This is a genomic window from Pantoea sp. JZ29 (genome assembly GCF_035190385.1).
Taxonomy (GTDB): Bacteria; Pseudomonadota; Gammaproteobacteria; order Enterobacterales; family Enterobacteriaceae; genus Pantoea; species Pantoea stewartii.
Genome location: NZ_CP045241.1, coordinates 2758385 through 2782817, shown reverse-complemented (window position 1 = coordinate 2782817; position 24433 = coordinate 2758385). Strand labels below are relative to the sequence as shown.

The following is a 24433-nucleotide window of genomic DNA, read 5'->3' as shown; positions in this document are numbered from 1 at the left end:
CCGCACCAGGAGACTTTATGCGTACACCTCGTCGCCGTATACGACTTGCCCGCCTGAAGAAAACACGCAGGAAAGTGCATCAGCGCTTTCGCCAGCGTATTTTCGAACGCGATCGTCAGGCCGAACTGGCGGCGCACCCGTTGCCGCGCATCGTCGTGTTAACGGGGGCAGGGATATCCGCCGAATCCGGTATCAGGACCTTTCGTGCCGCGGACGGATTATGGGAAGAGCATCGGGTTGAAGATGTCGCCACGCCAGAAGGTTTCCGACGCGATCCGGCGCTGGTGCAGCGCTTTTATAACGCGCGGCGTCAGCAGCTTCAGCAGCCCGAGATCCAGCCCAATGCCGCGCATCTGGCGCTGGCAGAACTGGAACAGGTGCTGGGCGACAACTTTTTCCTTGTCACGCAAAATATCGATAACTTGCACGAGCGCGCGGGCAACAGCCGTGTGCTGCATATGCACGGCGAATTGTTAAAAGTGCGCTGTGCCAGTAGCGGACAGGTGATCGACTGGCAGGAAGACGTCACGGAGAACGACCGGTGTACCTGCTGTCAGTTTCCCTCTGTCCTGCGCCCCCATGTCGTCTGGTTTGGCGAAATGCCGCTGGGTATGGAAGACATCTACCAGGCGCTGGAACAGGCCGATCTGTTTATCGCCATCGGCACCTCAGGCCACGTGTATCCCGCGGCGGGCTTTGTTCATGAGGCAAAGCTGCAAGGCGCGCATACGGTGGAACTGAATCTGGAGCCCAGCCAGGTGGGCAATGAGTTTGCCGAAAGTCACTACGGGCTCGCAAGTGAAGTGGTTCCCGCCTTCGTACATAAGCTGTTGCACGGGCTGCACAAATAATCTTGTGTGTGATGCCACCGCACACCTGAAAGAAAACACTTTCAGCAGTAAGACGGTCGCGCCACACGCCGGCCTCAGGGTTTACGGCAGCCCAGCGGCGGCAGGGAGTCAGGCCGCCTGTTGATGCACGGGTTAACGGCCTGCGTGCGGTTTCCGAACGGCATGCGGCTGTTGCCTGCCTCCTCTCGTCCTCAGCCGCGTTAAACCCCGCCGCCGTATGATTAAGCGCAGCCGGATGCTTCCCGGGGCGCATCACAAAGGTTACAGGTGCCCGAAACGGCTGTGTGCGTGCTTACCTTATTAATATTTCTGTCTGCTGACACAAGAGCCTGTCAGCAAAGAAAAGGGCCGCGATAGCGGGAAAAAACGCGCCCCGGTTTTGACTCTGAATCTGGCTGATGCAGCGCAGGATTGCGTTAAGCGCCGCAAAAACCAGCGATTGCCCGTTTTTTTATGCTGTCTGGCGTGCGGAATATGCCCCGGCAGCCTTAACCTGAACGATAATGATTTGACGCAACACGATGTCTTGCCGGTTTATCAATAATGACCGGCGGTAAATTTTAAGGATGGCATATGAAGCAACTATTAGAACGCTTTTTGCGTTATGTGGCAGTAGAGACGCAGGCAAAACCGCAGGCACGTCAGGTGCCCAGCAGCGAAGGTCAGTGGGTACTGGCCCGCCAGTTGCAGGAAGAACTGCTGGCCCTGGGTTTTGTGGATGTCAGCCTGAGCGATCACTGTTGTGTGATGGGCACGCTACCGGCCAATGTGGACTGGCCAACGCCGGTGGTGGGCTTTATTTCGCACATGGATACCTCACCAGATTTCACCGCGAAACATGTTAATCCGCAAATCATCGAAAACTACCGGGGCGGCGATATCGCGTTGGGCAATGGTGATGAAGTGCTGTCACCGGTCATGTTCCCCGTGTTGCATAAGCTTATCGGTCACACCCTGATCACCACCGATGGCAAAACCCTGCTGGGCGCGGATGATAAAGCGGGCATTGCCGAGATCATGACGGCCATGGCCAGACTGGCGGAAGGCGATATTCCGCACGGTGCCATTCGCGTTGCCTTTACCCCAGACGAAGAGATTGGGCGGGGCACGTCGCATTTCGATGTTGAAGGCTTTGCGGCTGACTGGGCCTATACCGTCGACGGCAGCGATCTGGGCGAATTTGAATACGAAAACTTCAATGCGGCCTCGGCGCTGGTGAAAGTCGTGGGCAACAATGTTCATCCCGGGTCTGCGAAAAATGTCATGGTCAATGCGCTGGAGCTGGCGACGCGTTTCAGTGCAGCGTTGCCTGCGAAAGAGAAGCCGGAATGGACAGACGGTTATGAGGGCTTCTTTCATCTGCACCAGATGAAAGGCACGGTTGAGCACGCTGAGCTGCACTACATCATTCGTGATTTTGATACCGAGGCGTTTGAACAACGCAAACGCACACTGCAGCAAATTGCGGATGAGATCAATAAAGACCTGCATCCCGGCTGTGGTATTACGGTAGAGATCAGCAACAGCTACCGCAATATGCGCGAAAAAGTCGAACCTTTCCCGCACATTATCGATCTGGCCTTGCAGGCGATGCGCGACTGCGGCATCGAGCCGGTGGTGAAACCGATTCGCGGCGGTACGGACGGTTCGTCCCTGTCATGGAAAGGATTGCCCTGTCCAAACCTGTTTACCGGGGGCTATAACTACCACGGCAAGCACGAGTTTGCCTCGCTGAACATCATGGCGCAGTCCGTCGACGTCATCGTTCGCCTGGCAGAACTGGCCGGTCAGAAGAAAGGTTAAAACAACGTCTCCTCGTCCGGGCCGGGCGAGGAGACGGCGTAAACGGATGGGAACAACACTTCTCCAGCGGTTTATTCAGCGCCGAAATACCAGTAACCCGCGTTAATCAGCCCGGCAATCTGCGCCAGCACGGCCGGATCGTCAAGAGCCTCTCCCAAATCATCCAGGGTGATTTCATCACGATGTGCCAGCACGGACATCACGCGCGGATCGGCGCATTCGACGCGCTCGCCGTTGATATAAATCGCATCGCCCAGCGTCAGGACACGTAATCCACCCAGACGGGACAATACATCGCCCTGTTGCAGCGCATCATAGATTTCATCGGGCTGATAAGGCGGTTCCGGTGGCGCAACGTCAAGTTCGTGGCGTGATTGTGAAATAAATTCGCCCAGCCACTGCTCAAAATGTGCAGGCTGATTCACCACATCCAGCATCACCTTGCGTAAGCCTTCCACTTCTTCAGGCAAAATCAGCGACGGGCAGTCGCGCGAAGGCACATCGGGATCGGTATAACGCAGACTGCCCAGCTCGTTGGCCAGCGCATAATCGGCGAAGCCGCTGATGAGTTCACGTCCGCTGGGCGCGCGGAATCCTACAGAGTAGTTCAGCGCATTTTCGAGGGAGTAGCCTTCATGCGGGAAACCCGGCGGAATATAGAGAATATCGCCCGGTTCCATTTCTTCATCGATAATGGCGTCAAACGGCTCGACCTGCAGCAGGTCAGGATGCGGGCAGTGCTGTTTCATCGGCACTTTTTCCCCGACGCGCCAGCGGCGGCGGCCGGTGCCCTGAATAATAAACACATCGTACTGATCGAAATGCGGACCCACGCCGCCGCCGGGCACGGAGAACGAGATCATCAGATCGTCAATGCGCCAGTCCGGCAGAAAGCGGAAAGGGCGCATCAGTGCGGCAGAGGGCTCATGCCAGTGATTGACCGCCTGAACCAGCAGTGACCAGTTGTTTTCGCCCAGGTGATCGTAGCTTTCAAACGGACCATGGCTGACCTGCCACTTTCCGTTTGGCTGGCTGACCAGCCGACTGTCGACCTCATTTTCCATGGCTAAGCCCGCCAGTTCATCCGGCGAAATGGGATCGATAAAATTTTTAAAGCCACGCTTCAGCACTACCGGGCGCTTTTGCCAGTAACGCTGAATAAAATCGGGCCAGTTGAGATCGAGCTGATAATCCATAAGAAAGTCCGCTAAGGGCTGAAAATACCTGCAAGTATAACAGCCCGCAGCCTGAACTACTCGCGGCGATGTTCCATTTCCTGACGCTGAAATACGACTTCCATGCGCGCACCGCCTAACGGGCTGCTGGAGGCGATGACATTACCGGCGTACTGCTCAAGGATATCTCGCACCACGGCCAGCCCGAGCCCCTGGCCTGGTCGCATGGTGTCGACGCGCTGTCCCCGCACGAAAATCAGGTCGCGTTTACTTTCCGGAATGCCCGGACCGTCATCATCAATATAGATGTGCAGCGCATCTTCGGTCTGATGAGCACTGACCTCAATAAATTCCAGACAGTATTTGCAGGCGTTATCCAGCACATTGCCCATCACTTCCATAAAGTCGTTCTGATCGCCAAAGAAGGTGATTTCCGGGGAAATATCCAGGGTAATTTCCACCCCTTTACGCTGATACACTTTATTCAGTGCCGAGCACAGGCTGTCCAGTAAACCCGATACCGAATGCAGATCACGCTGCAGGGGATTATGATCGGCCTGCATGCTGGCTCGGTGCAGGTAATAACCGACCTGCTGAGAGATGCGGCTGATCTGCTCCAGCATCACCGGCTCGGCCTGTTCGATGGTTAACTCTTTTCCGCCGCGCAGCGAACGCAGGGTACTTTGCAGGACCGCCAGCGGTGTTTTCAGGCTGTGGGTCAGGTCGGCCAGGGTCGTGCGGTAACGCGTGTAACGTTGACGCTCGTTGGTCAGCAACAGATTGAGGTTACGCACCAGCGAACGCAGCTCCTGCGGGGGCTTATCGTCCAGATTTTCACGCTGTCCGGTTTCCAGTTCGCGTACCTGAAGCGTCAGATGCCCAATCGGCCGTAAACTCCAGTGCGCCGCCAGCCAGAGCAGCGGGACAATTAAAATCAGGTTAGCGGCCAGAACATAGCTGAACCATGACCAGACCACATCGGAGTGCTGTAGCTCTTGCGGAATGGTATCGACCACCACAATGGTCAGGGCGGGCAGGTTGGTGGTGGCATCGTAGCGGTTGACGGCAACCGAATGGGTAAACGTATCCTGATCGTCATCGTCGTTATCATCCCACGCATGAAGCTGCTGCTGTGCCGTCAGATTGTCGCCCATGGCGGCCCGGCTGGTGCTGTTGTTGGTATCAATCTCGTAGAAATCAGGTTTTAACAGCCATTCGGGTTGAATCTTCTCACGAATTTCCGGCACATCACGCTGCTGCCAGAGCAGCTTGCCGTGTTCATCATAAATAAATACCAGGGTGGGGAAATTAAGCATGGTGCGCTCGGGCTGCGCAATTGTCAGCTTATTATCTTTCCACTGTGCCAGGGTAAAAAATAAATTACTCTCGCCTCGCATCACGCGATAGGTGTTTTTATCAAAACTCACCACATAGCCAATCACGGCGACCATGCCATAAGAAAGCGAGAGAATGAGAACGATGGCTGCGGAGGCCAGTAAAAAGCGTGTCCGCAGCGAAATAGGGCGATAACGTTTAAGCCAGGACATCATCAGAGATCAAAGCGGTAACCCTGGCCGCGAACGGTAGCGATAACTTCGTCAGAATGCAGCGCGAGGATTTTTTTGCGCAGGCGGCCCATTAATACATCGATCGTGTGGCTTTCACGCAATTCCGCATCGGGATACAGCTGCAGCATTAATGAATCTTTACTCACCACTTTACCCGCATTACGAATTAAGGTTTCCACGATGGTATATTCAAAGGCGGTCAGCTTAACCGGGCTTTCATTCACCGTCAGTTCGCGACGCGATAAATCGACCTGAAACGGCGGCATGGCAATAATTTGCGACGCATGACCACTGTTGCGGCGCATTAATGCCTGGAGGCGTGCGGCAACTTCCTCAATATGAAACGGTTTTGTGACGTAATCATCCGCACCGGCTTCCAGCGCTTCGACTTTCGCCTGCCAGCCTTCACGGGCGGTCAGCACCAGAATAGGCTGACGCACGGCATCATTGCGCCAGCGACGAATTAACGACATGCCGTCTTCACCGGGTAAGCCCAGATCAACCAACGCGATATCAGGTAAATGTTCCTGGAGAAAATAATCGGCTTCTTTGGCATCTTCAGCAGCATCAACCTGATGACCCATTTCTCGCAGTTGTACTGAAAGATGGTGGCGCAGCAGGGCATTATCTTCCACAACCAGAACACGCATAGGATTTCCTTAGCATCAGATCGAAACGAATTTAAATAAGTATAAGCGAAATGAATTAAACAGCAGGTTAACGCAGACCGGCGGGAACCGGTCTGCAGAAGGGATATTATTTCAGATCATCAACCATTTGAATCGCACGGCCAAGATAATTTGCCGGGGTCATCTGTTTTAAACGGGTTTTTTCTTCTTCAGGCAGCGCCAGGCTGTCGATAAAGGCCTGCATGCCTGCGGCGTCAACACGTTTACCGCGGGTCAGCTCTTTCAGCTTCTCGTACGGTTTTTCGATGCCGTAACGGCGCATCACGGTCTGAATCGGCTCGGCCAGCACTTCCCAGTTGTGATCCAGTTCATCCAGCAGGCGCTCGCGGTTCACTTCCAGTTTTGAAATGCCTTTTAAGGTGGCCTGATAGGCGATCAGCGCATAGCCTACGCCGACACCCAGGTTACGCAGCACGGTAGAATCGGTCAGATCACGCTGCCAGCGGGAAACCGGCAGTTTGCTGGCCAGATGCTGCATGACCGCGTTGGCCAGGCCCAGATTGCCTTCCGAGTTTTCAAAATCGATAGGGTTTACTTTATGCGGCATGGTCGACGAGCCGATTTCGCCCGCAACGGTTTTCTGTTTGAAGTGGTTGAGTGCCACATAGCCCCAGATATCGCGATCAAAGTCGATCAGGATGGTGTTAAAGCGGGCGATACAGTCAAACAGCTCGGCAATGTAGTCGTGCGGCTCGATTTGCGTCGTATAGGGATTCCAGGTGATGCCCAGCGAGGTAACAAACTCTTCACTCAACTGGTGCCAGTCGGCTTCCGGGTACGCCGCAATGTGCGCGTTGTAGTTACCCACGGCGCCGTTGATTTTGCCCAGCACTTCAATCTGCGACAGCTGACGTAGCTGACGTTCCATGCGGTAGGCTACGTTGGCCATCTCTTTACCCATGGTCGATGGCGTAGCGGGCTGGCCGTGCGTGCGAGACAGCAGGGGAATATCACGGTATTCCTGCGCCAGGCCTTTTACGGCGGCGATCAGCTGCTGCCAGTAAGGCAGAATGACATCGCGGCGTGCTGTTTCCAGCATCAACGCATGGGACAGGTTATTAATGTCTTCCGAGGTGCAGGCAAAATGAATAAATTCCGACACTGCATGCAGGGCGGGCACATCCGCCACTTTTTCTTTCAGGAAATACTCAACCGCTTTCACGTCATGGTTGGTGGTGCGCTCAATGGTTTTGATGCGTGCGGCGTCTGCTTCGCTGAAACGGGCGACGATCTCGTCAAGGAAAGCGTTTGCGTCAGCATCAAATGCAGGAACTTCCTTGATCTCTGCGGTCGCAGCCAGTTTTTGTAACCAGCGAACTTCAACCTCAACGCGGAACTTCAGCAAACCAAATTCGCTGAAAATTGCGCGCAGCGGGCTGACTTTATCGCCGTAACGACCATCGACAGGTGAGACGGCGGTCAGAGAGGATAATTCCATCAGTGCAACTCCTGATTCATTTAACGGTGTTTGCCTCACTGACTCAGTAAGTCAGTGGCAGGCGGGATAAAATCGATTTGGCTTCGCGCAGTAAACGCTGGCGCGAAAACATCAGCTGCAGTCGGCCTCCGCCAACCTGTTGCCACAACACGGCGGCACGAATGCCGGCCAGCAGCGTGGCGCGAACTTTACTCTGTAGCAGGGAATTCTGTAGCACTGCCGGCGATCCGGTTACCTGAATACGTGGGCCGAGCGGGCTAATCACATCGACATAAATACCCGCCATGGCGCTCAGAATAGTGTCGGATTCCAACGCGTAATGCGCCAGCTGACGATCGAGCTGGCTGATACGCTGAGCCAGGGTGTTCATAGCCTGCTTGTTCGCATTGAGCTTGCGCTCCAGTACCATCAGGCTCAACGTGTAACGGGTCAGTTCGGCACCAGCGCCCTGACGTTGCGTGCTGTTCAACACGGCCATCAGGGTTTCCAGCCCCATGCGCAGGTTGGCTTCGTTGTTACCAAATACCGCCAGGGTCGAGGGAGGATTCAGGTCCAGTACGCTGCGCAGTGACACCGTCAGCGCCTCCGGCTGACAATGTCCCTGATTGGCTAACTGCTGCACCAGATGGGCCGCCTGGCAAATCCCCGCCAGTGCAAAGGTAATGTCCTGATAGTTTTTTGCCACGGTTACTCCTGTTTACGCGTTATTCCCACCGGTATTATGCGGCAACCCAAGGCAAACGTTCTTCGATGATACCGCCACCCAGGCAGACTTCATCAAGGTAGAACACCGCAGACTGACCCGGCGTGACCGCAGCAACGGGCTCATCAAACCGGACTTCAATTTTATCCTCGCCGTGCGGGATAATTTCGCAGGGGATATCGGTCTGACGGTAGCGGGTTTTCACCGTACAACGCAGCGGTGCGGTTAGCGGCTGACGATCAACCCAGTGTAACTGCTGGGCAATCAGACCCACTGACATCAGTCGGGGATGGTCGCCGCCCTGCGCCACGATCAGGCGGTTGCGCGCCACATCTTTATCAACGACGTACCAGGGATCGTCTTTGCTTTCTTTAAGACCGCCAATGCCCAGCCCTTTACGCTGGCCGAGCGTGTGATACATCAGGCCCTGGTGCTCACCCACAACCTGTCCGTCGACGGTTTCAATTTCACCCGGCTGGGCAGGGAGGTAGCGCGCGAGGAATTCGGTAAACTTGCGTTCACCAATGAAGCAAATGCCGGTGGAGTCTTTTTTCTTCGCCGTCACCAGCTCAAGTTGTTCAGCGATGCGACGCACTTCAGGCTTTTCCAGCTCGCCGACCGGGAACAGGCTCTGCGCGATTTGCTGGTGGCTGAGTGTGTAAAGGAAATAGCTCTGGTCTTTGTTACCATCCAGACCGCGCAGCAGGTGGCTGCGGCCATCGATATCCTGACGGCGGACATAGTGCCCGGTGGCGATGAAGTCTGCACCCAGATCCTCTGCGGCAAACTCCAGAAACGCCTTGAATTTGATTTCTTTATTACACAGGATATCGGGATTGGGAGTGCGGCCCGCTTTGTACTCTTCCAGGAAGTGTTCAAAGACATTGTCCCAGTACTCTGCCGCAAAGTTCACTTTGTGCAGTTTAATACCTAACTTGTCGCACACGGCTTGCGCATCCGCCAGATCGTCAGCGGCGGTACAGTATTCCTCGCCATCGTCTTCCTCCCAGTTCTTCATGAACAGGCCTTCAACCTGATAGCCCTGCTGTTGCAGTAACCAGGCGGAAACGGAAGAATCGACGCCGCCGGACATTCCGACGATCACTTTTTTCTGGCAGTTATCAGACATCACAAGCTCGCAAAACAGTAAAACAGGCGGCGCATTCTATCACGCTGAACGCGGGTGCGCACCTTCATGAAACGGCCAGTTGAACGGGCTGATCAGGTCGAGCGGATAGCGTACGCCCTGTTGCCAGCGGCGTACGCTTTCGGCAACCAGGGGCGAACGCAGGTTAGAGGCCGACAGAATCTGCTCTGGCGCGACCCACCAGCAGCAATCAATGTCGCTGTCCTGCGGAGCCGTTGGCTGGATATCGTCCAGATCCACGCCAAACAGAAACCGCACAAAAGGCGTATTATCCGGGGCGATCCACTGGTTTATGCCGATAAAATACTGCATTTCGGCCCGAATGCCGGTCTCTTCAAACAATTCCCGTGATGCGGCTTCATGCAGCGTTTCATCGGCTTCAAGATGACCGGCAGGCTGGTTCCAGGTGGCGATGCCGTTGACGCGTTCTTCAACGACCAGTAATGCACCCCGAGCCTGCACCAGGCACGCGACGGTGACATGCGGTTTAAACATCGATCCTCCTGAATTGTTAACTTAAAGTTATGGAAATGATAATGGCAGTCAGTCTTGTGCGCTGATATCGCGCCAGGCACCCGGGGCCAAATCGCCCAGCGTAAACTCGCCCATGGCATAGCGCACCAGACGCAGGGTTGGAAAGCCAATATGGGCCGTCATACGTCTGACCTGACGGTTGCGTCCTTCAAAAAGTGTTATTTTCAGCCACTGTGTTGGAATGGCTTTGCGTTCGCGAATCGGCGGCTGGCGCGGCCACAACCAGTCGGGCTCAGCCACTTTTTCGACGCCAGCCGGTAACGTCGGGCCATCTTTCAGATTAACGCCATCACGCAAAGGTTGTAGATCGGTTTCCTCAGGCGCGCCTTCCACCTGCACATAGTAAATCTTGCCGGTGCGCTTGCCGGGCTGCGTCAGCGCCGCCTGTAGCGGACCATCGTTAGTCAGGACCATCAGTCCTTCGCTGTCGCGATCGAGTCGGCCCGCCGCGTAAACGTCACTCACGTCGATAAAATCTTTGAGTGTGCGGCGGCCGGCTTCATCGGTAAATTGCGGCAGAACATCGAAGGGTTTGTTGAACAGAAGCACGCGGCGGACGGCAGGCGGCGAGGACGCCTTGCGATGCACGGGACGTGTTTGTCGGCTGAATCGTTTATTTGGATGAGAAGTCTGATTAGTTTTTCGCATACGCTTTGCAGTCTGGAACATTCAGCGCATTATAACGCGAAATTGCGGTGATTGGCGTGGCGTGAATATTCAAGTAGTATTGACGCGCATCTTACAAATCATTAACAAAAAATCGCTCGAAGGAGAGGTTAATGGAAAGCAAAGTAGTTGTTCCGGCGGAAGGTCAGAAAATCACCCTGAATCAAGGTAAACTGGTTGTCCCAAATAACCCGGTTATCCCTTACATCGAAGGGGATGGTATCGGCGTTGATGTGTCACCAGTGATGCTGAAAGTGGTTGATGCCGCTGTGAAAAAAGCCTACAACGGCGAGCGTAAAATCTCCTGGATGGAGATTTATACCGGTGAAAAATCGGTTGAACTCTACGGTCAGGATGTCTGGCTGCCGCAAGAAACCCTCGATTTAATCAAAGAATACCGCGTAGCGATCAAAGGCCCACTGACCACGCCAGTTGGCGGCGGCATCCGTTCTCTGAACGTTGCGCTGCGTCAGGAACTGGATCTGTACGTTTGCCTGCGTCCGGTGCGCTACTACACCGGTACACCAAGCCCGGTAAAACGTCCTGAAGACACGGATATGGTGATCTTCCGCGAAAACTCCGAAGATATCTATGCCGGTATCGAATGGAAAGCGGGCACGCCAGAAGCGGATAAAGTCATCAAATTCCTGCGTGAAGAAATGGGCGTGAAGAAAATTCGCTTCCCAGAAAACTGCGGTATCGGTGTTAAACCGTGTTCGGAAGAGGGCACCAAGCGCCTGGTCCGTGCAGCAGTGGAATATACCATCACTAACGATCGTGATTCACTGACGCTGGTACACAAAGGCAACATCATGAAGTTCACCGAAGGCTCCTTCAAAGACTGGGGTTACCAGTTAGTGAAAGACGAGTTCGGCGGCGAGCTGATCGATGGCGGCCCATGGATGAAATTTAAAAATCCAAACACCGGTAAAGAGATCATCGTAAAAGACGTGATCGCCGATGCCTTCCTGCAGCAAATCCTGCTGCGTCCGGCAGAATATGACGTTATCGCCTGTATGAACCTGAACGGTGACTACATCTCTGACGCCCTGGCGGCGCAGGTTGGCGGTATCGGTATTGCACCAGGCGCAAACATCGGTGACGAATGTGCGCTGTTCGAAGCCACCCACGGTACGGCACCGAAGTACGCAGGTCAGGATAAAGTGAACCCAGGTTCCGTGATTCTGTCCGCTGAAATGATGTTGCGTCATATGGAATGGTTCGAAGCCGCAGACCTGATTGTTAAAGGCATGGAAGGCGCAATCGCTGCCAAGACCGTGACCTATGACTTCGAACGTCTGATGGATGGCGCTAAGCTGCTGAAATGTTCAGAGTTTGGTGACGCGATTATCGCGAATATGTAACACTTTCTCATTAAAAATGGAGCCGACATAGATGCTTAATTTATGTCGGCTTTTTGTGTAGCGATTAATTTTGCCAACATTTGCAACATTCTCTCCTCAAGATTACTCACTAAAGAGCACCCTGAGCGTGGGTAGTGGTCCATTCTTTGCCCAGTCATCACGATATTTAACTGTTTATTGAGAAGCCTCGTAACTGCCTCATTCCTGGTATCAGCTACCTTTATACCGTCTTTCAGCCAGTAAATGCTGCTCATAAAATTGGGGTGTTTTAGAACGGCTGTTAATGTCAGTATGGTTTCCGGCATTTTAAAGCTGAAAGCCTGAAATCTAGCGCTCCGAAAGTGTGAATGATGAGAGAAGGGAAACAAGGGGGCAGATATTGCACCATATTTTGTTTGGCAGGCGGTGAGATGGCTTTGAGCTTTTGTCTTTGATAATGAAAAAAGATAGCACATGAACAAATTCGAACCAGAAGAGTATGTCATCATCTTGTCATCAGAGCGTGTATTTAATCAAAGCAGACAGTTTCTTCGCGGTAGGTAATTTATAATATATAATGTGAATTAAGTATTAGTTTAATGCTGATGAGCATACGATGCGTCTGGCACGGTAACGGCATCTGCGACAATCATTACGGCTAATCTGTTAGGTTAATAAGACTTGAGTCGGGACAATTTTAATGAGTAAAATCGCAAAACAAATCGCTGCAAAATTATTCCTTTCCGCGTGGAAAGTTACTGGCTATCGTGTAAAAAAAATTGCTCGTTTTTCTGAAAAAGACGAACTTAAAAGCATTGCTATTATTTCAAATACAGCTTTGGGTGACTTTTTATTTAATACGCCGTCTATCCGCGCGATAAAAGAGCGTTGGCCTGATGCTAAAATCACTTTAGTCATCTTAAAAAGGAATTATCCTCTGGTCGCAGAGAGCGATATTTTTGATGACGTACTGTATTGGGGAGGAAAGGTTTCAGGTATGCTCACTTTAATTAGAGCATTGAGAAAAAAAGAGATTGATGCAACTTTTATCCTTCATTCTCGAACACCTTACGACATCATTACCGCCTCGTTAGCAGGTTCACATTATATACTAAAAGATGTTTATTATACTGATTATCAGGGCAGAGAAGACTTTGTTCTGAAAAATTGCCTTTCTGCATTCTACGATAACAGAACAAAAGGCAATATCCACTTTATCCGACAAAAAACCGAAATGCTTGAATCAGTGGGTATTACTGTCAAGTCCGAATCGATGTTTATTCCTGCACCTTACAAGCCACAGACCTATGATAAACCTGTCATTGGCATACATGCGGGGGCATCCAGTACTGAAAGATGTTGGCCTGAATCAGCTTTTTCGCAGCTCATTAGTAAATTAATTGAGGAGCATAGCGATTTGGTCATTGAGCTCATTGGTGCGCCGGGGGAAAAAGCACTTAACCAACGTATTATTGAGGGAATGAAAACGCCAAGTGACAGGGTGGTAAATGTTGCCGGAAGCACAAATTTGATACAATTGGCTGAAAAAATAAGTGGTTTTACTACGTTGGTTGTTGGAGATACCGGCCCCTTACATCTCGCCATCGCAGTTAAAACACCTACAGTGGCCTTATTTCCCAATCAAAGTACTATAGATGGTGGTGCGCCTATTCAGGACAAAGAAATCCATCAAGTTCTACATCCGGATAATGAGAAAAACGGATTACGTGGGATAAGCTGGACTACGGTATATGTTGCTGTAGCACATAATCTGTCTTAAAAAACATCTCATATGTGCGGTTTAAATCGTTTTGATGGATTAGATTTTAATCAAAATGATTAATAATGATGTTGGTTTGTTAATATTACATAGATGATAAAGTTGTCAAATTTATTAATGAGCAGTGTTGCTGAAGTGCTGCTCTTTGATTTTTCTTGATCCTCTGATTCTTTTAGATTTTTTATAACATTCCTTGATTATTAGGAGGTTATTATCGCTTCATGATGATGGTTAATTGCACGTTTTTATTATTGTTGATATGAAAAATAAATTTTTATACTCTACTTGTCTTTCGGTGATTTTTATTCCATCGCGTGAACAGTTTTTTAGTAGTTATTATTAGGTTAGTGATTTTGGGGTTATTCTGTTATTACTTTATTCCATTAATCATTCTTGCTTTAAACTTTTATTTTTATGTTGGTAATGGTTTCGGTAATAAAATAATGTTCTGAATTTGATTGGGGAAATGACGATGTAATTAACTATTTTAGAGGGTTTTGTTTTATTAGTATTTTTTTTGAATGTAAACTTTATCGTTTTGAGTTTTTTCCCACTTTAATGCTTTTATTGAGGGTGGCGTCCAGCATGATAAAATGACATGCTTCGATGTCTTATCTTCTTTTTTTATTGTAGTGATAATGCATTGTGTGCTTTTTCTTACATTCCCAGGGCTTTTCATAGGGTTTGAATAAGTTTTTTTCTGGTGTCATTCTTTAATTTCCGCGGTGGGTGGTTAAATTTCTTTTTCATTTTTTCTTCTGTCAAGTATTTAAGCGCTGTACTCTTTTTTTTGTGATTAACAGGTTGTGTTTGTAAAATGGCCCGTTTACTGATCTGAAACAATAGTTTATTTCCAGGGTGGTCTATATTCAGATATAAGGTTTTTAGGGGGATTGCCAGCTTCCTCCGGCTTTTATTTATGATGCAGTTTTTTCAAAATTAATAGTGTTTATGCTGGGTGCTGCCGATATTCTGTGAGTCGATCAGGTTTTATTTGAATTAATTTAACATGTTTATATTAACAGGCGTACTTCTATACGCGATCCCGTCATATTCGGGGTGGCTGCAATAATGTGAGATAGTTTTAATTTTGAAAATATTACAGCTGTGAATAGTATCCAAAGGTGATTTGTCCTTATATATAGGAGCGATATATGTGGTTTTTCAGAAATGCAAAAATGATCCCATGGAGTCTGAACGGTCATCAGCCCGGAGATATTCTTTCTATGGGGGCAGTAGAAATCAATCCGGACGTTACGGAGGCGCAAAAAAAATACAAGGTAGCGATGCGCCTTTATCGGGTCGGATGCGATACCGGCATAATACACTGGTCCGGTGGTCCATTTGTCAGCCCTGGATACGTATTCATTAACTACAACGGTACGCGAAATATTTTTCCTTATGGAACTACGGCTGACAGGTTCGACACTGTCGGCGACTTCCTGGAATATCAAAAGGAGAATGTTAAAATTTACCATAATCTTGTCGAGGACGGTATAATTAATGAAAACATGTTTATTTTGCCCATTAATGGCTATCTGTTTACCGAGGCAATTATGGAAATTATGGTGTATGAAAATGAAGAAGATAAGAGAGATAATATCGAATATGGAAGTTTCCAGTTGAATGCCGTGTTTTGCCCGCTTACGAAAAATTAAAAAGATAAAAACTGCGCTTCATCGAAGAACGAACCTTGTCAGAGGCACTGCGTTTCAGTGCCTCATCAGCGTTCCATATCATCTCTCTTTGTGCCAAAAATAGGTAATTCGGCTACTTCCCAACTGTCGCGCGAAGCGTGCTGCGATGTTTCTCAACGTTACCGTTCTGATCAATCACTTCATATTCGACGTTTGCGCCAGGATTAACGGAAGTGGTGACGGGAACCACAATATCAGACAGCGGTGCGACCATAATATTTCTCAATACCGCTTTTTCCACTTTCGCGTTCAGGCTCATATACCAGGGCGTAGGGTTAGAAATCATGATTTGCTGGCTTTGTCGGGTAAAGCGTAGTTTTTGTGCATCTTCCGGCCGGGGTGCACCCAGCCCTGTCGGACGTACAAAAACCTTCAGGCGAAGACGCAGCGGCAGAACGACTTTTTTATCGCGCTGGTTGTCAGATTTTTTGAGCGCCGGTATCTGGTAGATATTCAGCCAGTACAGGGTTTCTTTCCCGGGGGGTAAGCCAGCGCGTGAGGTCAGCATCAGCTTTATAGAGCGTAATTCGCCGGGCTGCATTTTCAAGACCGGCGGCATAGCCATGACCGGTGTTTTGCTCTTCTCTGGCGGGGCATAGATATCGCCGTCATCTGTCCAGATTTGTAAAACGGCAGGGCTGTTTTCACTGTTGACCAGATTGACGGATTGCGCAATCTCGTTGGCATTGAAAATAATGCGGGTTTTATCAATGTTTACAACGGCAACTGCCTGCGTTGACAATAACGCCGTGAGTAAATACAGGCTGCTACTGAAAACTGACCACCACTTGTAACTGTGCATTAACGGTTCCTGAAGTGATAACTTGTCCGGGAATAGCCTCAAGGGAGGCAGTAAAATCGCCGCTGTAGATCTCACCGTTGTCTGATGACGTAAGTGTGGTTAAATCTTTATAGGCATACCATCCACGCGTATTGCCTGTGCCGGTACTGCTTATATCGGGCAACAGGTTGAGTGCGGCACCCGCACTGTTGTAAATTTTTATCCCTACACCAGAGGCCGAACCGCCGTTATTGTCGCCATAGTTTGTGTCGAGCAGCCAGGTTAATCCACCGCTGCTGGTGGTCAGGCCCAGCGTCTGAGCCATTGCCACGGCCCGAGGCTGATTTACCAGAAAACCCATTGCGACGTTGGCTGATGTCACAGTGGAATTCTTGATCCCGGACGTTGCCCCGGTCTCGCAGCGGAGGGTAATGGAAAAAGGTGCCTGGCTGCTGCCTCCAGCGGCTAAAACACCCACGCTGGTTAATGGCAGAGAGACGACCGCGGGGTAATCGTACACCTCGCAGGCTGCGCCGCGAACATAGGTGACTGTCTTCCACGAACTCCAGCCAACAGGCCAGTCATAGTGCCAGCCATTCCACACCGTGGAATGATCCGCACCGGGATAAAGATTATTACTTTCCAGTCCAGGACCTTTAAATGCAATATATCCGCGGGGTTGATTGTTTGTCTCAAAATAATAGTTGTCACTATTGACGTAATGTTTACCTTCATCGATTTTAAATATTTCGTAGAGCACACTGCTAAATATACTGGCCGGGATGTAGATTTTTTGCCCGTCGGTATACCAGTCGCTGGCACTAAGCTGCCGTGCTTTCCAGTAGCGGCTGTAATATTCACCCGTGGTAAGGTTGGTCAGTCTGACCGCCACATTTTTGAACTTATCAAAATAAGCGCCTTCAACCTCGCTGGTGGCATATTTACCGGCTTCTTCTCTGTCGCCATTCGTGGAATACATTTCAAAGAGTTTATCCGCATCACCCATGTCGCAGCGGTACAGAATCTGATTCGGCGTAAACGCATCCCTCATCGGGTTGTTGAGCGGATGGCCGACCGCACTGGCCAGCAACGTCCCCGAGGGCTGAAACAGCTTGCCCGAATTGATATTGATGATTGCAGGCAATGCCAGCCGCCCTGTGCACTCATCACAGGCACCTTCCCATCCCTTTGCGGTATAGCCGGCATCTTTAGCGGCCTGGGAAAGCTGGCCCTGACTCGTGACCTTTGTGCAATTCGCCAGAAGTGGAAGCGGTACCAGTAGGGTAGTGATTAACAAAAGCAGGATTCTTGTGAACACGCGCTACTCCTTATTACATAAGCCGGTAAGCTGGATCAGGTGATCGTCTTGCTTTCCGGTAATTTGATAATTCACCAGGCAGGTTTGTTGACCATCGTTATCCCAACTGACTTTAAGTGTGCCGGAGTCGTGGGGGACACGTGCATAAAGCTGACCACCCTGACCGACGACACCAATAACCGTGTTGTCGGCATCACGAACTTCAGCGCCCATAGGGGGCGTTTCCCCCGCATTACTGGTGAGCGAGATCAAGACAGCTTTGCCTTTGATGGTGGCGAAATTTATCCGTACAACAGCCCCCGCATAGGGGACCACACGTTGACTACCGCCGCTCAGTTCGGCATCGGCATTCATGTCCAGCGTGTCCAGACTGATGTTATTTTCGCGATAGGCACTGAGTGAGGGCAAAATGGCATAGCCAAAGCGATCGATGACAGCTCCCTGACCATTTCGTACCAGCGCGCCCTGTGCGCCATCGGCCTGAACCAGGGCGAATGTCTCACTGCTGTATGGGCCAAGTGTAATGCCGCCCCGGTGAAGCACCACGGTGCCGGATGCCCCCAGCCCAGCCTGACGATAGTTTTCGCCCTGACCATAGTTGGCGCGAACAGCGCCCAGACGCGTATTTTGCTGAACGTTTCCGCCGAAGTTCAGTGCCTGTCCACTATTGCCATTGCGATAATGTTCACTGCCGCCATAGACAGAATAAGAAATATCATTGTTGTCACCCGCCGATCCTGACAGGGACAGCGATGAGCTACGTGTTTGTTTTGACTGGTTATAGTAATAGGAAACAGAAGAGGTGTTGTTCCAGGCAAGAGGCATTGAGATATTAAAGGAAAAGGTGTTTTCGGTATAACGTTGCGCGCGAGTGTCGTCCTGGCGATTGAAGAGATCCAGATCGGATCGCGTTGTATTCCAGGTCGTGCGCTGACGTGCGACGTTGAAGCCGTAACTGATCTTTTTCCAGTTGTTGTTATAGCCAAGCTGCAACTGAGTGATGCGGGATTTATTGTTGTAGTAATCGGCTGTGCTGGCGCTCAGGGTAAACATACCGACGTCATCAAATGACTGCCCCAGGGTTGCGGATAACCGGTTACGCTGGTTCATCGAATCGGAGTAGTAGCTGATACCTGTGTCATTCTGCCTTCTGACGCCCAAAACGTCCTGCAGATCGCGAAAACCGCTGGTGGAATAACGGTAAGCGGCTAAAACCAGATTTGTCCCGGTTTCAAAGGTTTTGCTGTAGCTCAGTTCGGCACGCCAGCCGGTCGTTTTTTTGTTTTGCTCAACGCGTGCTTGTGAAAAAATGGTGTTCATACCTACAGCACCGACCGGTGAACCCCATACACCGCCTGCCAGCCATGCCTGATAATCTTTTGCGAGGCGTGAACCGGCCGTCGCCGTGAAGCGGTTACTGATGCCGCGCTGTAAGACACCTTCAAAAAACGTGTTTTCTACGCTGTAATACTGACGTACACGTCCCAGCGCCAGACCGTATGTCCAGTTTCCTGGACGAACAGAATCCGGTACAGAAGAGTAGGGCACCGTAAAGGTAGAACGCTTACCGTTAGCTTCGATGACCTCAACCTCAAGGTCTCCCTGACCGCTGGTGTTATACAGGTCGTCGATGACAAAAGGGCCGGGGGGAACGCTTGTCTCATAGATCACGTTATTAAGCTGACGCACGATAACGCGGGCATCGGAAGTGGCAACACCCTGAACTTCTGGTGCATAACCCCGTTTGCCCTGTGGCCACATGCGTTCATCAGAGGCGAGTTTGATACCGTTGAATGCAAGGCTACCGAAGAGGGAGTTACTGGTGTAGTTATCACCTAAAGCAAGCTGACTGTTTATCCCCTCTAAAGGCCGCTGGACCCAGCTTCTGACCTGGTTGTACTGGTAACGGCTTCCGGTTCTGCTGTTACGCAAATAGCGCATATTGCCCTGATGACGGAACTGCCATTTTTCCAGATTGGTGCCTGCCGTTATTCCGCTCCACAAATATTCATATCGGTAATTTGACGAGCGATTTTCTGACCAGGTGAAATTGGTGTTGTGGCGCAAAAATAATGCTGTAACGCCCTCATCCCATTCCGATACGGGGATGTAGCCACGCGGAGTCCGGTTCAGGCTTGCCATAGGTAATGTAAAGTGCAAACGAAGCGATGCCTGATCGAAACGCCAGCTGCCCGCTTCTGTCCAGCCGGATAAAGGCCGACAAGATGCTGTCGGTTGTCCGGTGCGCAGGGTTTTTATTTGCAATAGCGTTACGATTTCTTCAGACAGACAAGGCTCTACTCCGCCCTGGTCGTTAAATTTCCTGAAGTTTATTTTTACCCCAGATTTAATCATTTTACTATTGAGGTAAATATCAACCAGGTAATTTCCCTGCGCAATTTCATTTTGATTGAATTGTTCGAGGTTTTTCCCAAATGTCGCCCCTTGAAAAAGCGAGGAGTCAAAATAATATTCTTCGCTGCATACACCGTAAGAGAAACAGGCCGACACGGTAAAAGCTATGAGTTTCGGACTAATTAACTTCAACCGTAAAGTTTTCACTGATTTTAGCTCCCTGATCATTAACTGCCGAGACTGTAATCACCCCTGAGCCCTTAAGGCGTTTACTGTTATTGAACCAGTAAGTTTGCCGGGAAAAGGGTGAAACCATATCCGCATCTCGCTTTAAAGACTGATTACCCACTTTTAATACAACGTCTACTAATGAAGCGTGCCAGGGTTGGGGATTATCAATTTCAATACCCATACCCTTATTCGCCTGATAGAAGGATGTGACCTTTATACCTTTAAGGATATTTTTAGGCGCGCCAATGCTTTTAGGGCGATAAAACACCTTCATGCGGTTACGTAATACCACCAACATTGCATTTTGCGCGTTATCTTTGGCGATATTAGAAGGCGGAATCTGAAGTGTATTGAACCAGTAAACGGATTCACGATCCTGGGCTTGTGAGACGGCATTGTTTAATATTATCTTGGCAATTTGTCCGGCTTTAGGCTGAATGCGAAATACCGGCGGCGTTATGATAAAAGGCGTGTTTACCTGGCCATCCGGCTGGGAATCTTTATTGCCGTTATCAAACCAGCTCTGAATAACATAAGGAATAGCATCATTATTTTTAAACTGCACATCTACTGAGCGCGCCTGTTCAGGATAAATAATCCTACTGCCCATAATCGTCACGCTGGCATTAGCACAAATGGGAAGTAATAATGCCGGAACTAATGCCAGCGAAACTTTTAAAGCAAATAAGTGTTGGCGAATAAACATAGACAGGTTCTCAATTATTTATTGTGCACTCCGCTTTATGGGAGTGCACCGGGTAAGGATTACTGATAAGTCACGGCATACTGAAGTGAAGCGCTGATGGTACCCGCAGTGGCCACATCAGTAGCCAGATACTGGGCAGAATAGGTCGCTGATTTTTCGGTTTCGCCTGAGCTCAGGGTCAAATCACCGTCACCGGTATAGGTGCTGGTTAAATTAATTTCTTTACCTGCCGGATCCAGCAACTGGATTTCGACGTTTTCGGCATTGCCACTGTTTTTCAGGTTACCGGCAGCACTCACATTGTTACCCACAAACACGGTGGATACACGGGTGGAATTTGTGGACCCGGTACAGCCGCTGATGGACACGGAGAAGTCCGTCTTACCGGCAACTTTCCCGCTCGTATCTAATTCATTCACGGCCACGGTTGGCATGAGTACAAGCGGGGCGCTTTCATTACCATTCACACTTACTGAACAGGTTTCATCGCTCACTTCGCCCTGAAAGTTAATAGTGTTAGCAGAATTTGCCAGTGCCTGTCCTGATACCAGAGCCGTGCTGATTAACAGAGGTAAGATCATAGCCTTAGTATTTAACATGATTGTATTTTCCTTTTACATTATTAACTGGAGAACAACTGATTCAGGCTGGTTCCCGTCTTGCGGCGCACTGAATCTTTTATGCAATAAATCTTTTTTACGCCAAGGCGCATTTTTTCTGAAATTTCACCCAGAGATAATCCATGACTCACCAGTTCCAGAAAATTAACCTCATCGCTGGTTAACGGATTAACACCTTTTTTTTCACCTCCTTTTAAACCGTAATAACATGCGTTTATTGATTTTTTCATCTCGGTAATCCCCGTTCCCGGATAGATCACCGTATTGATGCTTTTGTCCTGTTTTTTCCAGAAGGCTGCGAGGGACGCCAGTCGGCGATCGCAAACCAGGATGATGATTAACCCCGGTGATTTTAAATAGTCCAGCCAGTTATGGTTGGTGAAAAAACGGATGTTATGTGATGAAAAATCAACAAACATGCAGCCTTTAATAAATAAACTTTCATATCGTCCCGCCACCAGGGATAAAACGCCATTCATTAAGAAGTAATTCTTTGCGGGCCAAATGGACACTTTCTGGATCGGGCAACGTTTAATTTCTTCTGTTAGCTCGCTGGCCAATTCACATCGGTATCGACAACTAAAGCAATAAATGCTTTCTCGCGTAATCCTTCGCATAAGCCGGTCCTGCTGCTCGTTTAGGAAGGTGTGATAACCATATCATCATTAAATCTTCTGATTCAATGTGTTGGCCAGATGACTCGCGTTTTATGCAGGGAATATTCCGAAGATGGGCTCTTTCATTTCTGTGTCTACAAAAACGCGATTCCTCCCACAGTTGTGCAATTTATTTTGAACTAAAGAAGCACGTGACTTGTAGCAAGTTAAGACGATTTTGTTTTCTCCAGGAATTTTCGGTTAATTCCACCGGCGCGATCAAAAAAACTATCGCACTTTAAGATAAAAATGTGGTGCGTATGACTTTTATCTCACTCTACACGTAGTTTGCTGTGATTTTAATTTTATAAAAAAGCAATATGGATATGATAAGGCTCTGTGTTTGTTGTTTTTAAAATGCTAGCTTTTTGTTGTTGTATTTAATATTTGCGCAATAATGCACGAATTAGTCAGGAATTTTTTGTCCTGTTGTGTCTACTTACAGACAGATGGCATTTATTTATTAAGCTTGACAATGTAATGATGTCTTGACTTTTTTATTATGAAGTTAAGGGTGGGATGTGAATGGAAAGTTGCATTTAGTGTATAGCTGCCTGTCAATCCAGTCCGTTAATCGGGAGAGCAACTGTTCTCCCTGTTTTGTGAAACGCAAGCGGTGTAAACACCGGAGTACCGTATCGTTTGCAGGCGCTGTTTCGATAACCTCTATCTATCACAATCAACAACGATAACAATTTGCGGGAAGGTGCGCTGGCGATGATGATGTCTGCATGACGACATATCGTATTAAAGTGGGTTACCACAATCCTAACGCGCTGACATTCAGACAACTGGATGCGCAGCTTGCCGACCACGCGTTCTATAGTGCGCGTGCCAATGATGACAGAGGCGGATTCCGTTACTTTCAGGAGTACGAATACTCTTCCGACTCGGCCGATTACTGTGCGGTCTGTTCGCTGGCTTACCATCATGCCTGTCAGGTCAAAAAATGCCCGCTGGTGCTGGTTGAGATAAAACAGTCAGAACCTGAAACCTGATCGGCCAGCGTATGCAGCTTTTTCCGACGGCGATCTGAATAGCCCCACATTCCTTCGGTACGAATATCGTCGATACTGGCTTAGACTCACCAGATACAGTATGAGGGAGTCACTATGTCATCTTCAAAACACGACAGCGCCGACTGTTGTATCATTGGCGGCGGTCCGGCAGGGTTAATGCTGGCTTATCTCCTGGCCCGCGCAGGGTTGCAGGTGGTAGTGCTGGAGAAGCACGCTGATTTTCTGCGCGACTTTCGTGGCGATACCATTCATCCCTCCACCCTTCAAATCATGCACCATCTGGGCTTACTTGATGCGCTGCTCACGCTGCCGCATCAGCGTGTCGAAAAACTGCAGGCAGAAATGGGCGGTGAAGAGGTCACGATGGCCGACTTCTCCCGCCTGCCGGTGCGTTGCCGCTTTATTGCCTTTATGCCGCAGTGGGACTTTCTGAATTTTCTGGCGGAGAAAAGCGCGCAGTTTTCAGGTTTTACACTGCTTAAATCGACCGTGTGTCGTGAGTTGATCACCGAGAATGGTCAGGTGTGCGGCGTACTGGCGGAGCAGGCAGGCCAGCCAATGGAAATTCGCGCCCGTCTGGTGGTGGGAGCGGACGGACGGGATTCCGTTATTCGTGCCCAGGCCGGGCTCAGCAGCCAGCATTTCGGGGCGCCGCGCGACGTTCTCTGGTTCCACCTCAATAAACAGCCCGACGATCCGCTGACCGGCATGGGCCATACCGGCCCGCGCAACAATTTTATCGTCATTGATCGGGGGGATTACTGGCAGTGTGGTCTTACCATTCCCAAAGGCCAGTTTGAGGCCTTACAGGCGCAGGGGCTGGATGCGCTTAAAGACACTATTGCGGCGGTTTCGCCCTTTGCCGCTTCACGTCTGGCGGAGGTCGACAGTTGGGAAAAACTCAAACTGTTGTCTATCCGGATAGACCGTCTGGATCAGTGGGCAAAACCGGGCGTGCTGTGCATTGGCGATGCGGCGCATGCTATGTCACCGATCGGCGGGGTTGGGGTTAACCTGGCGATTCAGGATGCGGTGGCGGCGGCGAACCTGTTAACACGACCACTGCGCAGGGGAACGCTGAAGTTAAGCGATCTCCATAAAGTCCAGAAACGCCGTCAGTTTCCTACCGTGGCGACCCAGTTCCTGCAAATTAAAATGAGCAGCAACAAGCCACGTGCCAGCGGGCAAAGTAAGATGCCCGCCATGATGCGTAAATTCCCGTTTCTGCGCTTCGTATTTGGCCGGCTTATTGGTTTAGGATTCAGAACGGAAAGGCCGAGGGAATGCCGTTGACAGCTCTCTGTCTGCCTGACGTGAACAGTCGGCGCTAAAGGCTGAGCCGTCGGGCCGCAT

Annotated in this window: 22 protein-coding genes; 7 read left to right on the top strand and 15 right to left on the bottom strand. The window is 50.1% G+C overall.

The window, feature by feature from the left end:
• Nucleotides 1-17 precede the first annotated feature (17 nt).
• Both cobB and pepT read left to right on the top strand, forming a co-directional pair.
• Nucleotides 18-851: a Sir2 family NAD+-dependent deacetylase gene (gene cobB, locus GC090_RS12930; RefSeq protein WP_033737540.1), complete on the top strand. Its 834-nt coding sequence runs from the start codon at nt 18-20 to the stop codon at nt 849-851.
• A gap of 573 nt (nt 852-1424) precedes the next feature.
• Entirely contained in the window at nt 1425-2654 is a 1230-nt protein-coding gene (gene pepT, locus GC090_RS12925; RefSeq protein WP_039341051.1) for a peptidase T, read from the top strand.
• Between the two features lie 71 nt (nt 2655-2725).
• Here pepT and GC090_RS12920 read toward each other — a convergent pair whose 3' ends face one another.
• From GC090_RS12920 to rluE, 8 genes are all read right to left on the bottom strand, one after another.
• Complete coding sequence (locus GC090_RS12920) at nt 2726-3850, bottom strand: ribosomal protein uL16 3-hydroxylase (RefSeq protein WP_006118859.1); 1125 nt, start codon at nt 3848-3850, stop codon at nt 2726-2728.
• 56 nt (nt 3851-3906) lie between these two features.
• Nucleotides 3907-5376, bottom strand: coding sequence for a two-component system sensor histidine kinase PhoQ (phoQ, locus tag GC090_RS12915; protein WP_033737764.1), 1470 nt, complete (start codon nt 5374-5376; stop codon nt 3907-3909).
• 2 nt (nt 5377-5378) lie between these two features.
• Nucleotides 5379-6047 carry a two-component system response regulator PhoP gene (phoP, locus tag GC090_RS12910; protein ID WP_033737538.1) on the bottom strand — a complete coding sequence of 223 codons (669 nt, stop codon included), beginning with the start codon at nt 6045-6047 and terminating at the stop codon, nt 5379-5381.
• Nucleotides 6048-6153: 106 nt separating this feature from the next.
• Nucleotides 6154-7524: an adenylosuccinate lyase gene (gene purB, locus GC090_RS12905; protein WP_039341046.1), complete on the bottom strand. Its 1371-nt coding sequence runs from the start codon at nt 7522-7524 to the stop codon at nt 6154-6156.
• Nucleotides 7525-7567: 43 nt separating this feature from the next.
• Complete coding sequence (gene hflD, locus GC090_RS12900; protein ID WP_324020014.1) at nt 7568-8209, bottom strand: high frequency lysogenization protein HflD; 642 nt, start codon at nt 8207-8209, stop codon at nt 7568-7570.
• A gap of 34 nt (nt 8210-8243) precedes the next feature.
• Nucleotides 8244-9356, bottom strand: a complete 1113-nt coding sequence (mnmA, locus tag GC090_RS12895) for a tRNA 2-thiouridine(34) synthase MnmA (protein ID WP_039341044.1) — start codon at nt 9354-9356, stop codon at nt 8244-8246.
• Nucleotides 9357-9395: 39 nt separating this feature from the next.
• Nucleotides 9396-9869 (bottom strand): NUDIX domain-containing protein, encoded by a 474-nt coding sequence (locus GC090_RS12890; protein ID WP_033737534.1) that lies wholly within the window; start codon nt 9867-9869, stop codon nt 9396-9398.
• Nucleotides 9870-9917: 48 nt separating this feature from the next.
• Entirely contained in the window at nt 9918-10577 is a 660-nt protein-coding gene (gene rluE / locus GC090_RS12885; protein ID WP_054687913.1) for a 23S rRNA pseudouridine(2457) synthase RluE, read from the bottom strand.
• Nucleotides 10578-10687: 110 nt separating this feature from the next.
• On the opposite strand from rluE, the gene icd reads away from it, so the two are divergent.
• On the top strand, nt 10688-11938 hold the full coding sequence (gene icd, locus GC090_RS12880) for an NADP-dependent isocitrate dehydrogenase (protein ID WP_033737532.1): 1251 nt from the start codon (nt 10688-10690) through the stop codon (nt 11936-11938).
• Between the two features lie 35 nt (nt 11939-11973).
• On the opposite strand, the gene GC090_RS12875 is transcribed toward icd, so the two are convergent.
• Entirely contained in the window at nt 11974-12426 is a 453-nt protein-coding gene (locus tag GC090_RS12875) for a hypothetical protein (RefSeq protein ID WP_324020010.1), read from the bottom strand.
• A gap of 191 nt (nt 12427-12617) precedes the next feature.
• Here GC090_RS12875 and GC090_RS12870 point away from each other — a divergent pair, with 191 nt between their 5' ends.
• Both GC090_RS12870 and GC090_RS12865 read left to right on the top strand, forming a co-directional pair.
• Nucleotides 12618-13697, top strand: coding sequence for a glycosyltransferase family 9 protein (locus GC090_RS12870; protein WP_324020009.1), 1080 nt, complete (start codon nt 12618-12620; stop codon nt 13695-13697).
• A 1154-nt stretch (nt 13698-14851) separates the two neighbouring features.
• Entirely contained in the window at nt 14852-15355 is a 504-nt protein-coding gene (locus tag GC090_RS12865) for a hypothetical protein (RefSeq protein ID WP_324020008.1), read from the top strand.
• Nucleotides 15356-15467: 112 nt separating this feature from the next.
• Here GC090_RS12865 and GC090_RS12860 read toward each other — a convergent pair whose 3' ends face one another.
• The 6 genes from GC090_RS12860 to GC090_RS12835 are packed head-to-tail and all read right to left on the bottom strand — an operon-like array spanning nt 15468 to nt 21884.
• A complete protein-coding gene (locus tag GC090_RS12860) occupies nt 15468-16196 on the bottom strand; it encodes a fimbrial assembly chaperone (protein ID WP_039341034.1) in 729 nt (242 codons plus the stop codon).
• A complete protein-coding gene (stbD, locus tag GC090_RS12855) occupies nt 16162-17493 on the bottom strand; it encodes a fimbrial usher protein StbD (protein WP_050504706.1) in 1332 nt (443 codons plus the stop codon). The genes GC090_RS12860 and stbD overlap by 35 nt, the downstream gene beginning before the upstream one ends.
• A 3-nt stretch (nt 17494-17496) precedes the next feature.
• On the bottom strand, nt 17497-20076 hold the full coding sequence (locus GC090_RS12850; protein WP_185199802.1) for a fimbrial outer membrane usher protein: 2580 nt from the start codon (nt 20074-20076) through the stop codon (nt 17497-17499).
• A complete protein-coding gene (locus GC090_RS12845) occupies nt 20027-20785 on the bottom strand; it encodes a fimbria/pilus periplasmic chaperone (RefSeq protein ID WP_110267821.1) in 759 nt (252 codons plus the stop codon). Before GC090_RS12845 ends, GC090_RS12850 begins: the two co-directional genes overlap by 50 nt.
• A 59-nt stretch (nt 20786-20844) precedes the next feature.
• The gene (locus GC090_RS12840) at nt 20845-21384 is read right to left on the bottom strand and encodes a fimbrial protein (RefSeq protein ID WP_039341028.1); all 540 of its coding nucleotides are present in this window, start codon (nt 21382-21384) and stop codon (nt 20845-20847) included.
• A 23-nt stretch (nt 21385-21407) separates the two neighbouring features.
• On the bottom strand, nt 21408-21884 hold the full coding sequence (locus GC090_RS12835; protein ID WP_226374480.1) for a helix-turn-helix domain-containing protein: 477 nt from the start codon (nt 21882-21884) through the stop codon (nt 21408-21410).
• A gap of 908 nt (nt 21885-22792) precedes the next feature.
• On the opposite strand from GC090_RS12835, the gene GC090_RS12830 reads away from it, so the two are divergent.
• Nucleotides 22793-23059: a hypothetical protein gene (locus tag GC090_RS12830; RefSeq protein WP_033737525.1), complete on the top strand. Its 267-nt coding sequence runs from the start codon at nt 22793-22795 to the stop codon at nt 23057-23059.
• A gap of 114 nt (nt 23060-23173) precedes the next feature.
• Nucleotides 23174-24373, top strand: coding sequence for an FAD-dependent oxidoreductase (locus GC090_RS12825; RefSeq protein ID WP_162287051.1), 1200 nt, complete (start codon nt 23174-23176; stop codon nt 24371-24373).
• Nucleotides 24374-24433 lie beyond the last annotated feature (60 nt).

Excerpts from the sequence above, each read along its gene's own strand:
- cobB (WP_033737540.1), top strand. The coding sequence starts at position 18 with ATGCGTACACCTCGTCGCCGTATACGACTTGCCCGCCTGAAGAAAACA.
- pepT (WP_039341051.1), top strand. The coding sequence starts at position 1,425 with ATGAAGCAACTATTAGAACGCTTTTTGCGTTATGTGGCAGTAGAGACG.
- GC090_RS12920 (WP_006118859.1), bottom strand. The coding sequence starts at position 3,850 with ATGGATTATCAGCTCGATCTCAACTGGCCCGATTTTATTCAGCGTTAC.
- phoQ (WP_033737764.1), bottom strand. The coding sequence starts at position 5,376 with ATGTCCTGGCTTAAACGTTATCGCCCTATTTCGCTGCGGACACGCTTT.
- phoP (WP_033737538.1), bottom strand. The coding sequence starts at position 6,047 with ATGCGTGTTCTGGTTGTGGAAGATAATGCCCTGCTGCGCCACCATCTT.
- purB (WP_039341046.1), bottom strand. The coding sequence starts at position 7,524 with ATGGAATTATCCTCTCTGACCGCCGTCTCACCTGTCGATGGTCGTTAC.
- mnmA (WP_039341044.1), bottom strand. The coding sequence starts at position 9,356 with ATGTCTGATAACTGCCAGAAAAAAGTGATCGTCGGAATGTCCGGCGGC.
- GC090_RS12890 (WP_033737534.1), bottom strand. The coding sequence starts at position 9,869 with ATGTTTAAACCGCATGTCACCGTCGCGTGCCTGGTGCAGGCTCGGGGT.
- rluE (WP_054687913.1), bottom strand. The coding sequence starts at position 10,577 with ATGTTCCAGACTGCAAAGCGTATGCGAAAAACTAATCAGACTTCTCAT.
- icd (WP_033737532.1), top strand. The coding sequence starts at position 10,688 with ATGGAAAGCAAAGTAGTTGTTCCGGCGGAAGGTCAGAAAATCACCCTG.
- GC090_RS12875 (WP_324020010.1), bottom strand. The coding sequence starts at position 12,426 with ATGATGACATACTCTTCTGGTTCGAATTTGTTCATGTGCTATCTTTTT.
- GC090_RS12870 (WP_324020009.1), top strand. The coding sequence starts at position 12,618 with ATGAGTAAAATCGCAAAACAAATCGCTGCAAAATTATTCCTTTCCGCG.
- GC090_RS12865 (WP_324020008.1), top strand. The coding sequence starts at position 14,852 with ATGTGGTTTTTCAGAAATGCAAAAATGATCCCATGGAGTCTGAACGGT.
- GC090_RS12860 (WP_039341034.1), bottom strand. The coding sequence starts at position 16,196 with ATGCACAGTTACAAGTGGTGGTCAGTTTTCAGTAGCAGCCTGTATTTA.
- GC090_RS12850 (WP_185199802.1), bottom strand. The coding sequence starts at position 20,076 with ATGATCAGGGAGCTAAAATCAGTGAAAACTTTACGGTTGAAGTTAATT.
- GC090_RS12845 (WP_110267821.1), bottom strand. The coding sequence starts at position 20,785 with ATGTTTATTCGCCAACACTTATTTGCTTTAAAAGTTTCGCTGGCATTA.
- GC090_RS12840 (WP_039341028.1), bottom strand. The coding sequence starts at position 21,384 with ATGTTAAATACTAAGGCTATGATCTTACCTCTGTTAATCAGCACGGCT.
- GC090_RS12835 (WP_226374480.1), bottom strand. The coding sequence starts at position 21,884 with ATGAATGGCGTTTTATCCCTGGTGGCGGGACGATATGAAAGTTTATTT.
- GC090_RS12830 (WP_033737525.1), top strand. The coding sequence starts at position 22,793 with ATGACGACATATCGTATTAAAGTGGGTTACCACAATCCTAACGCGCTG.
- GC090_RS12825 (WP_162287051.1), top strand. The coding sequence starts at position 23,174 with ATGTCATCTTCAAAACACGACAGCGCCGACTGTTGTATCATTGGCGGC.